Here is a 15222-nt window from a genome sequence, read left to right as displayed (position 1 = left end):
GCCACGTCAGTTTCAGACCATTTACCATTTGCAGTTCCTTCATTTTCCATTCTTCCATCCTGTCGTCCATGCCAGCACGCATTCTCATCGTCGAAGACGAACCCTCCATCTGCGAAAACGTCGTCTATGCCCTCGAAACCGACGGATTCGCCGTCGCGACCGCGACCACCGGTCGCGATGCACTGGAGCAGATGAAGTCGCAGACCTTCGATCTCATCATCCTTGATGTCGGTCTGCCGGACATGACGGGCTTCGAGGTGTGCAAAACGATCCGCAAGACCCAGTCCCTGCCCATTCTCTTCCTCACCGCACGCTCCAGTGAAGTGGATCGTGTCGTGGGCCTGGAGATCGGCGGCGATGACTACGTCGTGAAGCCCTTCAGCCCGCGCGAACTCGTCGCCCGTGTGCGTGCCATCCTGCGGCGTGTTTCAGCCACACCACTGCCGCCAAACGGCCATGATGCCTCCATTCCTCTCGTCATCGACGACGTGCGCTGTCAGGCCATCTACTTCGGCACCGCGTTGAACCTCTCGCGCTACGAGTTTCGCATGCTCAAGGCCTTCGCCACGCATCCAGGCCGCGTCTTCAGCCGTGAGCAGCTCATGGATCATGCTTCTGAAGAACCCGATGCCTCCATGGAACGCACCGTGGACACGCACATCAAAACACTTCGCGCCCGCATGCGCGGTGTGCGCTCGGGCATTGATCCCATCGTCACCCACCGCGGCATGGGCTACTCCTTGCTCGAAACCTGGCCCAAAGCATGAGCCTCACTTCGCGCTTTCTCGTTGGTTTCGCCCACGTCGCCATTCTCGGCCTGAGCGTGCTGTTTTCGCAGCTTATACACCGCGTCGAGCGGCAGTATTTTGAAGCGGTGGAGGAGCCGATGGTCGATGTGGCGAACATTTTGGCCGAAATCCTCGCGGCAGAGGCGAAGGACGGAGTTCTGCAAACGCAGGCTGTCGAGAAAGCCATCCGCGCCGCTCAGCAGCGCCAGCTCAATGCGCAGATCTACAACCGCACCAAGGAGCAGGTGGACATGCAGGTCTATGTCACTGATGCGCAGGGGCGCGTGCTGTTTGACTCTGCGGGCATCGAGAAGCCCGGCGCGATCTCCAATCACCGCGATGTGAATCTCACGCTGATGGGCGAGTACGGCGCACGCTCCTCACGCACGAGCGCATACGATCCGCTCTCCGTGGTGATGTATGTCGGTGCGCCGATCCGCCTGAACGGCCAAACCATCGGCATGATCAGCGTCGCCAAGCCAATACGCGGTGTGCTGGCTTTCGTGTGGGAGACGGAACGCTGGCTGAAGTGGTCCATCATCACCACGGTGTTGCTGATGTTACTCGGCATCTACCTCGCCGCACGCTGGGCCACGCGTCCGCTGGAGGTGCTGACACAGCATGCGCTGGCGGTGAGCCGTGGGGAGCGTTCCGCCTCGCCTCACATGCCGGGACATCAGATGAAGACGCTCGGCAAGGCACTCGAAGACATGCGGGATGCACTCGAAGGCCGCGAATACGTCGAGAACTACGTGCAGAGCCTCACGCACGAGTTGAAGAGCCCGGTGGCCGCGATTCTCGGCGCGAGCGAGATTCTCCAAGGCGATGTGCCCGAGCCCAAACGCGCCCGTTTCCTGCAAAACATCCGCACCGAGGCCGGACGACTGCGCGACTTGCTCGAACGCCTCCTGCACCTCGCTGCGCTCGAAAAGCAGAAGGCGCTCGTCGTTCGCGGGCCAGTGAACCTGCGCGAGATGATCGACCGCGCCTGGGATCATCACGCGCTCATCGCCGCAGCACGGGACGTCACGTTGCAGCGTGATGTGGACGAAAAACTCGTGATCCAAGGCGATCCGTGGCTCATCGAGCTGGCCTTGAGCAATCTCATCCAAAACGCCATCGACTTTGCTCCGCACGGCAGCGCCATCATCGCCCGAGGCTATCGCTTCGATGCCAAGGTCGTGATCGAGATCGAAGATCGCGGCCCCGGCATTCCCGACTATGCCCGCGAGCGTGTGTTTGAGCGTTTCTACTCGCTACCACGGCCTGACACCGGCAAAAAGAGCACCGGACTCGGCCTCTGTTTCGTCAAAGAAGTCGCTCAACTGCACGAAGGCAGCGTCGAACTCACAAATCTTGAAAGTGGGCCGGGTGCTAAGGCGATGTTGATTCTCGCTGTGTAGCGGAGGGCAGGTTTGACAATTCTGACCGGCTTCCCTAGTCTCGCGCATCTCGCCACCAACCATCATGAGCACTCCAGAAGCCGGAAAGCCCGTTTACAACGTCAAGAACCCCTGCATCGCGAAAGTGAAGCGCATGTTCAACCTTTCCGGGCCTGATGCGCCCAAGCACACTGCGCATTACGAGATTGATCTCGCCGGCAGCGGCCTCGAATACACGCCGGGCGATTCGCTGGCCGTGCAGCCCACGAATGATCCCGCACTCGTCGATGACACGCTCGCCGCGCTCGGTTTCTCCGGCACAGAGATCGTGAAGCATCCCAAGACCGCCGCAGAGGTGCCGATTCGTCAGGCGCTGATCGAAGGCGCGCTCATCACCGAGATCGACAACAAACTCATTAAAGCCATCATCGAAAAGACCGCAGGCGATACGCTGTTGGCCGAGTTGAGTGTGCCGGAGAAAAAAGAAGCACTCCAACACTATCTCTGGGGCCGCTTTGTGATCGACTTGCTGCTGGAAAACCCCATTGCGAAATTCACGCCTGAGGAGTTCATGCTGACGCAGAAGAAGCTGAACATCCGCCTCTACTCGATCAGCAGCAGTCAGAAAGCGCACCCGAATGAAGTGCATCTCACCGTCGCTACCGTGCGCTACACCAGTCATAACCGTGCGCGTGGCGGTGTGTGCTCCACCTTCCTGGCCGAGCGCGTGACGCCGAATGAAACGCTCATCCCGTGCTTCGTGAATCACGGCAAAGGCTTCCGCCTGCCCGAGCCGCATGAAGAGACGCCCATCATCATGTGCGGCCCCGGCACTGGCATCGCGCCGTTTCGTGCGTTTCTCGAAGAACGCAAGGCGACGAGCGCCAAGGGCAAGGCGTGGCTGTTCTTCGGCGAAGTCAGCGCCAAGTCCTGCTACTTCTACAAGGACGAGTTCGACGCCTATCTCGCCGACGGCACCCTGACCAAGCTCAGCACCGCCTGGAGCCGCGATCAGGCCGAGAAAATCTATGTGCAGCACAAGATGCTCGAACACAGCGCCGAATTCTGGTCCTGGCTCGAACAGGGCGCGATCATGTACGTCTGCGGCGACGCCGCTCGCATGGCCGGTGACGTGGACAAGGCGATGCACACGATCATCGAAAAAGAAGGCGGTAAAACACCCGAAGAAGCCGCCGCCTATGTTCAGGCGATGAAGGACGCGAAGCGCTATCGCCGCGACGTGTATTGATCACGCTTTCGCCAACCACAGAATCCCCGTCGCGGTCACCTGGATGTTTTTCTTCACAGGTGTGAGCTTCACAGTATCGAGGGCAAGCACAGCGGGATCGTATTGATCCCGGATCTTCTGCGTGTCGTCGGCGAGTTGTTTTTCCAGGTCGGTCATCTCGGACTGGATGGCCTCCAGCTCGCTCGCGGCGGCGGCGGCCTCGCGGCGCTCCTTCATGACACGGCTGGCTCCTGCGATGCTGCTGCTGGCGGCGGTGATGCCGCTTTTGCGACCAAAGATGGCGCCAAGGATGCCGCCACCGATGGAGACGACGCTGCTCAGTGTGGCGCTGCTGGCTTGCGCCTTCTGCGTTTCCACCTTTGCCATTGCCTTGGTGGCCTTGGTCTCCAAGGACTTCACCGCCTTGGTGGTCTTCTCACGCAGTTCTTCCACGGCCTTGTCGCGCAGCTCACGGGCAGTTTGCGTGATGCGCGCTTTGAACTCGTCCTGCTTCTCACCGGGATTGGAATAGGCCTCCAGCAGCGGGCTGAAGAAGACTTCGAGGCTGTGATTGGCATAGACCCAGTCGGTGAAGTCTTTCTTGATGCTGGTGTAGGTGCTGGATTTCAGCGCAGGGCCGGGCAGATCGGCAAAGGCAGCGTTTTCCTTCGGTTCGGACTCGAACTTGGAGAGATCGTCGTCCTTCGGGATGTCGATGAACTTGTCCCACAAGACCTTCTGCTTCTCGATGTCGATGGCGTTGACGAGTGTGATGACGCTCTTGCCGCTGATCTTCCGTTTGGCATCGTCGAACACAACGGTGGCGCTGCGCAGGATGGCGGGCGTGTAGGTGAGGCGTTCGCCGTCTTCATCGGTGGGCTGGAACAGCTCGGTGGCGCCTTCGGGCAGCTTCGGGCGCGTGGTGTTGCGATCTGCTGCGGCGCTGCTGGCTCCTGGAGGTGCGAAGCCATCATCTTCGGCTGCGGCGGCTTGTTTCGGGCGGATCGGGTCCATCAGCGCCTTGATCTGCGGGCGGGAGAGCGGACCGCTGAGGTAGCTCAAGATCCAGCGCACATGGAAGACCACGGGCGCGTCTTCATGGACGTTGTTCATGAGGAAGACGCGGGCCCCGAGGCTGGCGAGCGTCTGCTCCATGAGCTGGCGGTCGAATTTGCCACCGGCGGTGTTGGCCGCGCCTTCGAGGCCGTCGAGCACGCGCATCTTGTCGCGCTCCGTCTGCAAGCGGCCGAGCCACCAAGTGCCAATGTTCGCCAGCGCCTTGTAATCGAGGTCGGCGGGGTTTTGCGTGGCGAGAAGGATGCCGAGGCCGAAAGCACGCGCTTGTTTGAGCAGAAACATCATCGGCTTCTTCGACGGCGGCATGGCCGTGGGCGGTAGGTAGCCGAAGATTTCATCCATGTAGAACAGAGCACGCAGAGATGTGGTGCCCTGCTGCGTACGCATCCAGCCGAGGAGTTGGTTCAGCAGCAGCGAGACGAAGAACATGCGCTCGGTGTCGCTGAGATGGGCGATGCAGAAGATGGTGACGCGGGGCTTGCCCTCCTTCGTGTAATACATGCGCTGGATGTCGAGCGGTTCGCCCTCCAGCCAGGTGCTGAAGCCGGGGGAGGCGAGCAAGTTGTTCAGCTTCATCGCCAGCGGCGTGCGCTTGGACTCGGGCATGAAGCTGTCGAGATCGACGACACCAATCTTCCGAATCGGCGGCTGCTGGATGTGTCGAACGAGGTTTTCGAGCGAGATGTTTTGCCCCTTCTTCCAGCAATGCGCGACGATGTTGCTGAGCAGGATGTGTTCGGGCGATTGAATCGGATCGGCTTCGATGTCCATGAGGCCGAGCATCGACGAAACGGTGCTCTCGATGCGGTCGGCGAGCGCCTCGGCGTCGTCCGTGACTTCGGCGGGCGGGCAATTGAGCGAGCTGAGGATCGAGACGGGCAGACCCGCGTTGCTGCCGGGCGTGTAGATGGCCATATCGACCGTCTCGCGCAGCTTTTTGATGCGGTCGGCGCTCTGGCCCCAATCGCCAAGGCCTTTCTGCCACATGGCCGATTGCGCGGCGGCGTAGTCGTCGGGCGACTGGTTTTTGCGGCGTGCTTCGTCCTCATTGATCCACGGGCGGAACTCCTGCGGCGTGAGATTGGGGAAGGTGAGTAGCGCGTTGCCGAGGTCGCCCTTCGGGTCGATGGCGATGACGGGAACGCCGTCGATGGCGGCTTCTTCGAGCAGCGCGAGGCAGAGACCGGTCTTGCCGGAGCCCGTCATGCCGAGCACGACGCCGTGGGTGACGAGATCCTTCGAATCGTAGAGGATGAGATCGTCTTTGATCGATTTGGTAGCGAGATCGTATTCGCGCCCGAGGTAGAAGCTGCCGAGCTTTTCGTATTGGTCAGGGCTGATGGGCATGGTGGTGAGTTGGGTGAGCCCGAGCGTGGCGGGGGAGGGTGGAATTGCAAAATGAGAATTGGAAAATGGCGAATGGTGGCTAGCATGGTGACATGACCAAAGCGCACCAGGAAATCATCGAATTCATGGCTGGCGGCAGCACCAGCGCTGACGTGGCTTCGTTCAAACCTTCTGCCAAGGCACGAAGGAAAGTGGCCGCTTTGATTGCGAAGGAGAAAAACACCGGGCTGCTCCCCGAGGAGAAACGTGAGTTGGACGAGTATATGCAGCTCGAACACCTCATGCGCCTCGCCAAAGCGCGTGCGCGCCAGCTCCTCAGTCGTGAGTGAGTCGCACATTGCTGCTGCGCTCAGGCGCAAAATTGCAGCCCGAGCTTCGCAGCGCTGCGAGTATTGTCTGATTCATGAGGATGACTGCTTCTGGGGTTGCGAAGTGGATCACATCATCAGTGAAAAACACGGAGGTAGCACGACCGCTGGCAATCTGGCTTTCTGCTGTGCGTTCTGCAACCGGCACAAGGGTGCCGACATTGCGACTCTGGATTCACGCAAACGAGTGGTGGTGCTGTTTCAGCCGAGACGGGACAAGTGGCATGAGCATTTCCAGATTCGTGGCCTGCAGGTTGTAGGGCTGACAGTGATGGGCAGAGCCACTGCGAAGCTGCTGCGGTTCAACGACCCGGCCCGATTGGAGGAACGGGCAGCCATGGCTTCACCAAAGGCCTGAGGCGTTGCAAATACCTGCCCGCGGCGCAGGATGATAGGCATGCGCTCCGCATTTTTGCTCTTCATGACTGCCTCCACTCTCGCTGCCGATGTTTTGACGTATCCCCAGACCCGCAAGGAGGACGTCGTCGATGTGCATCATGGCGTGAAAATCGCTGATCCGTATCGCTGGCTGGAGGATGACAATGCGGCGGAGACGAAGGCGTGGGTGAAGGCGCAGAATGCGGTGACGTTCGATTTTTTGGAGAAGCTGCCGAAGCGGGAGGCGATTCAGCAGCGGTTGAAGGAACTGTGGAATTACGAACGCGTGGGGCAGCCGTTCGAGCGTGGGGGACGGTGGTTCTTCACGCACAACTCGGGCTTGCAGAATCAGGCCGTGTTGATGACGACGGATTCGCTGGAGGGCGAGGCGAAGGTGCTGCTCGATCCGAATGCGATGTCGGCGGATGGGACGACCTCGCTGTCGGATTATGAGGCGAGCGAGGATGGCAAACTCATCGCGTATGGCGTTTCGGAAGCGGGGAGCGACTGGACGACGATCCGCGTGCGCGACATCGCCACGGGGCGTGATTTGGACGATGTAGTGAAGTGGGTGAAGTTCAGCGGTGTGTCGTGGTTGAAGGACGGCAGCGGCTTTTTCTACTCGCGCTATGATGAACCGAAGCCCGGTGCGGCTTTGACGGCGAAGAACGAGTTTCACAAGCTCTACTTCCACAAGCTGGGCACGACGCAGAGTGACGACACGCTGATCTACGAGCGCAAAGACGAGCCGAAGTGGGGCTTTGGCGGCAGCGTGACAGAAGATGGCGAGTATTTGATCATCCAGGTGTGGCTGGGCACGGAGCCGAAGAACCGGGTGTTTTACAAGAAGATCGCCGGTGATGGGCCGGTGGTGGAGTTGCTCAACGACAACGACGCGCGCTACTCCTTCATCGACAATGGCGGGCCGGTGTTCTACTTCCGCACGGATTTGAATGCGTCGTGCTTCCAGGTCATCGCCATCGACACGCGCAAGCCGCAGCGGGGCTTTTGGCGCATCGTGGTGCCGGAGGTGCCGAAGGTGCTGCTGGAAGGCGTCAGCACGGTGGGTGGGCAGATGTTCTGCGAGTATCTGCGCGATGCGAAGACGGAGGTGAAGTGCTTCGATTATGACGGGAAGCTGATTCGTGACGTGAAACTGCCAGGCATCGGCTCCGCAGGCGGCCTCTGGGGGCATCGCAAGGATACGGAGACGTTTTTCACCTTCATGGGCTTCACTGAGCCGGGTGCGATCTACCGCATGGATTTGAAAACCGGCGAGAGCAGGCTGTGGCGGAAGCCCGAGGTGAAATTCGACGGTGCGGGCTACGAAACGAAACAGGTCTTCTTCAACAGCAAGGACGGTACGCAGGTGCCGATGTTCATCGTCCACAAGAAGGGCCTCCCGCTCGACGGATCTAATCCGACGCTGCTGTATGGCTACGGCGGCTTCAACATCAACATGGTGCCCGGATTTTCCGTTTCACGCGCTGTGTGGCTGGAGATGGGTGGCGTCTTCGCGATGCCGAATCTGCGCGGTGGCGGCGAGTACGGCCGCGAATGGCATCTGGCGGGCGTGAAACTCGGCAAGCAGAACGTGTTCGATGATTTCATCGCCGCAGCGGAGTGGCTGATCGCGAACAAATACACCTCACGCGAAAAATTGGCGATTCAGGGCGGCAGCAACGGCGGTTTGCTCGTCGGCGCGTGCATGACGCAGCGTCCCGATCTTTACGCCGCCGCGTTGCCTGCCGTGGGTGTGCTGGACATGCTGCGCTTCGAGAAATTCACCATCGGCTGGGGCTGGAAGAGCGATTACGGCACGGTGGAGAACGGCGCGGAGTTCAAGGCGCTGCTCAAGTACTCGCCGTATCACAACTTGAAGTCCGGAACACGCTATCCGGCGACGCTCGTGCTCACCAGCGATCACGATGATCGCGTTGTGCCCGCGCACAGCTTCAAGTTCGCCGCACGCTTGCAGGAAGCTCAGGCCAAGGACGGGCCGCCAACGCTGATCCGCATCGAAACGAGCGCCGGGCATGGCGCGGGCACGGCGCTGAACAAGACGATCGAGAAGACGGCGGACGAGTGGGCGTTTCTGGTGCGGGTGCTGGGAATGAAGGATTGAGGGGCTGGTGAAGCAGTTTTCCATCAAGGAATGTTGCCGGGAGTGGTGGGGTCAATGGACTGATCCTCAATGGAAATACGTTTGCAGGACTTTCCACCTCAGCGGTGTGGAGCACGGGAGCAGTGAAAAATGTATTGGTCACCAGCAATTTCTGCTTGGATTGTGGCCGCAAACTTGCTAAGAACGGTGCGTGGTTCCCCTTTGAGCATAAATCGGGAGTGATCATCAAAGACAACCTCAACCAGACTTCCCCTACCGATCCCTGACGTTATGCTTGATGTACAGCGCTTTCGTGGAGCCACCCACCGCGAGGAAATTAATTTTGCGCGCAAGTTCATGTGGGCGCACATGATTTTTGGGGCGGTGGTGATCACGATGTTTTTGTTTCATGAGATTTTCTGGTGGTTTGCGGGTGCCACCCTTTGGTACACCTTGAGCCTCGCAGTGATGTATGGGTTCATGAATGAGCGGAAGTACTGCCGCTGGCTGCTGGCGCTGGTCTTTCTGGCGGGAGCAGGCGCGGGGGTGCTGTTCATCAACCATGTGTTTCCCGGCATAAAGCCGCCACGCGGTCCGCTGATTCCGCATGTGGTCGTGCCGATCTGGGTGGGACTGGCCAATCTGACCTATGTGATCGGAGCGCTGTTTCTGCTGTTTAACCCGAGCATCAGACGTGCGGGGCAGGTGGGATTCACGTTATGGTGAAGCTGAGTTGATAGTGGCTGGTTGATAGTTGATGGCCTGAACATCAGCCGTTTGCAAAGTTCTCAGCGTTCCACGCCGCAGGAGAATGTGGCTTTCACGCGCAAGACCCGAAATATCAGGCCATCAACCATCAACTGCCGTTTCTGGTGCCTTGATCTGTTCACGGGCGTGACACGGCCGCTATTTCTTCCGGTCGCGCAGTGCGCCGGTTTTGAGGCGCAGACCGTTGAGGCGGATGAAGCCGGTGGCGTCGTCCTGGTTGTAGGCTTTCGTGGGATCGGCCTCCATGGTGGCGATCTGCGGGTTGTAGAGGCTGAAGATGCTCTTGCGGCCGGCGGCGATGATGTTGCCTTTGTAAAGCTTGATGCGCACGGTGCCGCTGACTTTCTTCTGGCTCTCGGTGACGAGCGCCTGGAGGGCATAGCGCTCTGGCGCATACCAGAAGCCGTTGTACACGAGCGTGGCGTACTTCGGAATGAGGCTGTCGCGCAGGTGCATGACTTCGCGGTCCATCGTGAGGCTTTCGATTTGCCGATGGGCGAAGTGCAGGATGCTGCCGCCGGGGGTTTCATAGACGCCACGGCTTTTCATGCCGACGAAACGGTTTTCCACCATGTCCACACGGCCGACGCCGTGCTTGCCACCGAGTTTGTTGAGCAGCTTCATGACGCCGAGAGGTGAGAGCAGCTTGCCATTCACAGCGATGCAGTTGCCCTTTTCGAACTCAAGGATCACAGTTTCGCCTTTGTCGGGAGCGTCTTCGGGGAAGACGGAAAGCGTATTGAAGTAGCCTTTGTATTTGGGGTCGCTGGCATCGAACCATGGGTCTTCGAGGATGCCGGCCTCGTAGCTGATGTGCAGGAGGTTGCGGTCCATCGAGAAGGGCTTCTTGGCGCTGGCCTGTACGGGAATGCCCTTTTCTTCGCAGTATGCGATCATTTCGGCGCGGCCGGGGAACTGCGTGCGGAAGCGTTCGTCACGCCAAGGAGCGATAATTTCGATTTCGGGGGCCAGGGCGGCGGCGGTGAGTTCAAAGCGCACCTGGTCGTTGCCTTTGCCGGTGGCACCATGGGCGATGAAACCGGCCTTTTCGGCCTTCGCGATCTCCACCATGCGTTTGGCGATGAGGGGGCGGGCGATGCTGGTGCCGAGGAAGTATTCGCCTTCGTAAATGGCTCCGGCCTGGATCATCGGGTAGATGAAATCGGTGGCGAACTCTTCCTGGAGGTCGTCGATGTAGATTTTCGAGGCGCCGGTCTTCTTGGCCTTGGCGTTCAGGCCCTTCAATTCGTCGTCCTGGCCGACATTGGCGCAGAAGGCGATGACTTCGGCCTGGTAGGTGTCTTTGATCCAGGAGAGGAGGACGGAGGTGTCGAGGCCGCCGGAATAGGCGAGGACGATTTTTTTACTCATGGGAGTTGGGGATAAGAAAGGGCGGAAATGCGGGCGGCGAGAATACGGGTGAATGCGAAGGTGTCGAGGGCGGGGGCGGATTTTTTGGGGGCGCGGGCAGGGCTTACGCACCAAAACTTCGGACTCAGAAAGCCTGATCAATTGCCGCAGATTCAGGAAAACCGCAGATTTCCAAAGCAGAAAACTATCTGTGGCTTCCCTGAATCTGTGGCTCAAACCAATTCAGGAGCGGAAACTAGATTCATCAGGTGGCTGGTGCGCGCAGCAACTGGCCCGGTCTGCCGGTTTTCCCTTGGAATTGAACAACTGTTTGCGTGGGCACCGCCGCGATGCCCAAAGCGCGTGAACCGAAGCCGCAGGGTTAAAACTGCAGGTCTGCATCCACCGAGACCGCCCAACCGCCGCATGGAGCCCCCGCCATGCGGCGGTTTTTTGTGCGTTGGGTTCAGCATGCCGCGACAGCGGCCCAATCTGCCGTTTGGGAGCTGCCGGCGTGTAGGGAGCGCGGCGCACCCGGCCAGGAATTGAGGGCGGCACCTGGGTGGGACGGCAATCGGGCAGCCGAAGGGGAATGGGAGGAGGCGGAGAGCGGCTTGAGTGGCTGGCGAAGAGGAAAAATATTAACTTTACTGTAGCAATATTTTATTTTAATGGAATAAAACCATAATTCCCATAAAATAGAGCTACTTCACCCCCCTCAATTGCATTCCTTTACATCCATGACCTGCTCTTCACCCAGTGCTTCAGGATCGACGCCTGTGCTGGAGGAATGTGTGATTGCCCGAACGCCGTTGCCGAATGACGCGGCCCCAATCACGGTGTGGCGTCGCTCAGGGGTGAGCCGTCACATCTGTTTGCTGGCAGCGCTGGCAGTTACTTTTCTCACCAGCGCCACCAGTGAGCCGCCTGCGGCCAAAGTCGGCATGGCTGCCGCTGACAAGCTGCCAGCGGGCGTTTCCAAGTCTGATTGGGAGGGTGTCCGCGCTGCCTATGAGGCCGGGCAGCATGCTTTCACCTTGGTGGACGGTACCTGGCAGGCGCACAATCCTGGACAGCAGTGGGTGACGAAGTTTGACGGGAGGGGCTTCCACACCACCCCAAAGAGCGGCGGCTGGGAGTGGGGGCTGATGTTGCAGAGCTATGGCTTCGGAAAGGCGCAGAAGGAGGTAACGGGCATACCGCTGGTGGCCACCCAGGGCCAACGCCTGAGCTACCAGTGGGATGCGACGGTGCAGGAGTGGTTTGTGAATGATCTGCGCGGCTTGGAGCACGGCTTCACGGTGGCGCAGCGGCCTTCCCAGAAGGATCGGTCGGATTGGTCGGATCGGACTGATCGGTCTGATCTCAGCTTCACCCTCGGCACACGCGGCAATCTCCAGCCTGCCATCACCGCCGATGCCCTCGGCGTGGAGTTTCGTGATGTCAGCGGCACCACGGTGCTGAACTACGTCGGCCTCAAAGTCTGGGACGCGGATGGCAAGGTGCTGGCCTCACGCTTTGAACCCGCAGGCACCAACGCCGTGCGCCGCCTCGTCGATGAAAGCACGGCCCGTTACCCCATCGCCTCACCCACGGCTGACTTCGGCGACTTCGCCATGGTCGGCAGCGCCTGCGGCACTCTACTTTCCACGCTGAAAATTGGTGCACTTACCGATACCGAATCCGTCACCGCTACCGACGCCACCGCCACGGGTGATGACCTGACCGGCAGCGATGACGCAGACGGCGTCACCCTCCCAGCCAGGGTTTCGCAGGGCGCAACCAGCAGCATGACGGTCAACGTCACCCACACCACCGGCGCCACGGCGGCCAACGTGGACACCAGCGTGGCGGTGCCATTGGGTGCGTTTGTCGGCAATATGGCTGCGCGCTTCCGGTTCACGTCCAGCGCCGCCACCACTGTTTCGGGCACGGCAGGCAGCGGCGAAAAGGAGGACTACCTCCTGCAAATCTGCGCATCGGCACCGTGCGGCAAAACTTTCGTAAGCAAGAACTGACATGAAGTACCATCTAAACAGAGCACCAGAGCGGATTGCAGATGGCTCGTTCTCCGGCCTCCGTGCATTGCTTGCCTGCCTGCTTCTCACCTCCGCAGCCCAGGCAGCGGTGGATTATGGCGACTACTCGCCCTTTGGCAGTGCCAGCAGCACGGTGCTCAACACGCTGAAAATCGGCCCTCTTGTGGACGGGGATGCCAGCAACACCACCAACGCCACCGCCACGGGTGACGATACCACCGGGAGTGATGACGAGGACGGCGTAACGGTGCCCGCGACCATCACAAAGGGAGCAACTGGCAACACCCTCACGGTGAATGTGACCAACACCACGGGCTCCACGGTCTTCCTCAACATCTGGATCGACTTCAACCGCAACGGTGTGCTCACTGATTCGGGTGAGCAGATCACCAATAACACGACTGTTGCCAATGGCACCTCGAACTCCAACCGGACGTTCAACTTCACCGTCCCAAACAATGCCTCGCCCGGCACCACCGGGGTGCGCGTGCGGCTCACTTCCACCAGCAGCCCGGGCCCGATCGGAGTGAGCGGCAATGGCGAAGTGGAGGACCATGTGACCACGACGGGCGGCACCGTGCTGTGGTTGATTGACGAAGACCACACGATCTCTGCGGCCATGCACCTGTGGTCGTTTGACAACTACACCAATCCCGCCGCGACCTCTCATGACTATGGCCGGCTGAAGTATCGCCGCCCCTCCGACCCCACCGTGCGTGACATTGAGGACGCCGGGGACATCGAGTCCATGGCGGTGAACCGCTTTACCGGCGAGGCCTACATCCTCTCCACCGAACGCTTCAGCGGCGCCCCGGCAAACACCCAGTCGCTTTGGATCTACAACCTCAACGATGCGGCGGCGAACGCCGGCAACATCATCCTCACCCTGCTCGGCCACATCCAGCAGCCGACCAGTGGCGGGGCCATTGAATGCCTGGCCTACGACCCCGGCACGAAGCGCTTCTACACGGCTGATCCGCGTGATAATAATCAGAACAATAGCACCACCACGGACCGCCTTTACTACCTGGACATTCGCAACCTCAATGCCAATCCCATGCTCGCCTCCACCCTCACACTGGTGGGTGACATCGCTGGTCAGAGTCAGGTGGATCGCTACACCGACGGGCTAGAAATGACTGCTGACGGCAGGCTCTACGCCGTGGATGGCACCGACGATCATGTGTATGAAATCAGCCCCACCACAGGTGCCATTCTCGCGGTTTCGGACAATAACATTGTCGGTGGCGTGAGCGGTGGTTCGGTGGATGTGGAGACGCTGGCCTGGGACGACGTGAACAACCGCATGATCGCCGTGGACAACAGCGGCTTGCGCTTCATCGAGGTGACGCTGGGCAGCAACGGCAGCAATGTCTTCCTGGCCAACTTCTACCCTGGGGTGCCGGGGATGCCGAGCACTGCCGACCTGGAGGCCTCCGCCATGTATGACTCCTACCCGCCGAAGCCCAAGGTGGGTGTGGGCAACCTGGTGTTCAAGGACGCGAACCTCAATGGCCGTTACGACAGCGGCGAGGGCGCCGACGGGGTGGCGGTGGAGCTGTATGATTCGGGTGACACGCCCGGCACGAGCATCCCGGTGGCGATCACCACCACGGCGGGCGGCGGCTTGTATGCCTTCACCACGCTAACGGAGGGCAGCTACTTCATCCACATCCCGCTGCGCAATTTTGCCGCTGGTCAGGCGCTCGACGACTACGAGTCAGTGCCCGGCACCGCCACTGGCGATGACAGTGCCACCGGAGAGGACGGTGTGGATGCCGCCTCGCCAAGCACCACCGGCATCAGCACCGCCGTCTTCACGCTCATGGCGGATGCTGAGCCGACCGATACCGCCACTGAGACCGGCGTGAGCAAGACCACGGATAATGCTGATGACGATAACACGGACCTCACCGTGGACCTGGGCTTCCGTTACCCGCCACAAAGCATCGGCAACATGGTGTGGACTGATGCCAATGTGAACGGCGTCAAGGACGCCGCCGAGGTCGGCATTTCCGGCGTCGGCTTGCAGCTCTTCCGCAGCGGTCAAAATCCCCTGAGCGCCACGCCCACCGCCACCACCACGACTAGTGCCACCGGTGCCTACGTGTTTAACAACCTGGTGCCCGGCCAATACTTCATCTACATCCCCACACCGCCCGCTTCCGCTCCGCTGAGCACAAGTCCCACTGTGACCACGGACAACAGCGTGGACAATGATGACAACGGCACCCAGACCGCACAAGGGCAGCCCGTGACTAGCCCGGTGATCACACTGACTTCGAACGGTGAATCCATCGCTGACGGCGACACCAATTCGAACACGGACCTGACCTTGGACTTCGGTTTCCGCACCTGCCCGGCCATCACCATCTCGCCTGCCACACTGGCAC

The 15222-nt window shown here is 60.1% G+C and carries 11 protein-coding genes; 9 read left to right on the top strand and 2 right to left on the bottom strand.

Features of this window, described 5'->3' with window-relative positions:
- Positions 1-68 precede the first annotated feature (68 nt).
- The 3 genes from creB (at position 69) to ACKVY0_RS28505 (ending at position 3419) form a co-directional block, all read left to right on the top strand.
- Positions 69-767, top strand: coding sequence for a two-component system response regulator CreB (creB, locus tag ACKVY0_RS28515; protein ID WP_409218281.1), 699 nt, complete (start codon positions 69-71; stop codon positions 765-767).
- Positions 764-2191 carry a two-component system sensor histidine kinase CreC gene (gene creC, locus ACKVY0_RS28510; RefSeq protein ID WP_409218280.1) on the top strand — a complete coding sequence of 476 codons (1428 nt, stop codon included), beginning with the start codon at positions 764-766 and terminating at the stop codon, positions 2189-2191. The genes creB and creC overlap by 4 nt, the downstream gene beginning before the upstream one ends.
- A 64-nt stretch (positions 2192-2255) precedes the next feature.
- Positions 2256-3419 (top strand): sulfite reductase flavoprotein subunit alpha, encoded by a 1164-nt coding sequence (locus ACKVY0_RS28505; RefSeq protein WP_409218279.1) that lies wholly within the window; start codon positions 2256-2258, stop codon positions 3417-3419.
- Here the strand turns inward: ACKVY0_RS28505 and ACKVY0_RS28500 are convergent, their stop codons facing one another.
- Entirely contained in the window at positions 3420-5822 is a 2403-nt protein-coding gene (locus ACKVY0_RS28500) for an ATP-binding protein (RefSeq protein WP_409218278.1), read from the bottom strand.
- 92 nt (positions 5823-5914) lie between these two features.
- Here ACKVY0_RS28500 and ACKVY0_RS28495 point away from each other — a divergent pair, with 92 nt between their 5' ends.
- The 4 genes from ACKVY0_RS28495 (at position 5915) to ACKVY0_RS28480 (ending at position 9398) form a co-directional block, all read left to right on the top strand.
- Entirely contained in the window at positions 5915-6151 is a 237-nt protein-coding gene (locus tag ACKVY0_RS28495) for a hypothetical protein (protein WP_409218277.1), read from the top strand.
- On the top strand, positions 6144-6548 hold the full coding sequence (locus ACKVY0_RS28490; protein ID WP_409218276.1) for an HNH endonuclease: 405 nt from the start codon (positions 6144-6146) through the stop codon (positions 6546-6548). Before ACKVY0_RS28495 ends, ACKVY0_RS28490 begins: the two co-directional genes overlap by 8 nt.
- Positions 6549-6611: 63 nt before the next feature.
- Positions 6612-8693: a prolyl oligopeptidase family serine peptidase gene (locus ACKVY0_RS28485; RefSeq protein ID WP_409218275.1), complete on the top strand. Its 2082-nt coding sequence runs from the start codon at positions 6612-6614 to the stop codon at positions 8691-8693.
- Positions 8694-8963: 270 nt separating this feature from the next.
- Positions 8964-9398 (top strand): hypothetical protein, encoded by a 435-nt coding sequence (locus ACKVY0_RS28480; protein ID WP_409218274.1) that lies wholly within the window; start codon positions 8964-8966, stop codon positions 9396-9398.
- Between the two features lie 180 nt (positions 9399-9578).
- Here ACKVY0_RS28480 and ACKVY0_RS28475 read toward each other — a convergent pair whose 3' ends face one another.
- The gene (locus ACKVY0_RS28475) at positions 9579-10811 is read right to left on the bottom strand and encodes an argininosuccinate synthase (RefSeq protein ID WP_409218273.1); all 1233 of its coding nucleotides are present in this window, start codon (positions 10809-10811) and stop codon (positions 9579-9581) included.
- A gap of 836 nt (positions 10812-11647) precedes the next feature.
- Here ACKVY0_RS28475 and ACKVY0_RS28470 point away from each other — a divergent pair.
- Positions 11648-12808 carry a hypothetical protein gene (locus ACKVY0_RS28470; protein WP_409218272.1) on the top strand — a complete coding sequence of 387 codons (1161 nt, stop codon included), beginning with the start codon at positions 11648-11650 and terminating at the stop codon, positions 12806-12808.
- 1 nt (position 12809) lies between these two features.
- On the top strand, positions 12810-15222 hold a 2413-nt coding region (locus ACKVY0_RS28465), incomplete at its 3' end, for an SdrD B-like domain-containing protein (RefSeq protein ID WP_409218271.1).

The sequence above is a fragment of the Prosthecobacter sp. genome (genome assembly GCF_046154365.1).
Taxonomy (GTDB): Bacteria; Verrucomicrobiota; Verrucomicrobiia; order Verrucomicrobiales; family Verrucomicrobiaceae; genus Prosthecobacter.
The sequence above is the reverse complement of the archived record's forward strand: the minus strand, read 5'-3'. Positions and strand labels throughout refer to the sequence as shown.

What these genes read in the sequence shown, in the direction of transcription:
- ACKVY0_RS28500 (WP_409218278.1), bottom strand. Translation starts at nt 5,822, where the DNA reads ATGCCCATCAGCCCTGACCAATACGAAAAGCTCGGCAGCTTCTACCTC.
- creC (WP_409218280.1), top strand. Translation starts at nt 764, where the DNA reads ATGAGCCTCACTTCGCGCTTTCTCGTTGGTTTCGCCCACGTCGCCATT.
- ACKVY0_RS28505 (WP_409218279.1), top strand. Translation starts at nt 2,256, where the DNA reads ATGAGCACTCCAGAAGCCGGAAAGCCCGTTTACAACGTCAAGAACCCC.
- ACKVY0_RS28485 (WP_409218275.1), top strand. Translation starts at nt 6,612, where the DNA reads ATGACTGCCTCCACTCTCGCTGCCGATGTTTTGACGTATCCCCAGACC.
- ACKVY0_RS28495 (WP_409218277.1), top strand. Translation starts at nt 5,915, where the DNA reads ATGACCAAAGCGCACCAGGAAATCATCGAATTCATGGCTGGCGGCAGC.
- ACKVY0_RS28475 (WP_409218273.1), bottom strand. Translation starts at nt 10,811, where the DNA reads ATGAGTAAAAAAATCGTCCTCGCCTATTCCGGCGGCCTCGACACCTCC.
- creB (WP_409218281.1), top strand. Translation starts at nt 69, where the DNA reads ATGCCAGCACGCATTCTCATCGTCGAAGACGAACCCTCCATCTGCGAA.
- ACKVY0_RS28480 (WP_409218274.1), top strand. Translation starts at nt 8,964, where the DNA reads ATGCTTGATGTACAGCGCTTTCGTGGAGCCACCCACCGCGAGGAAATT.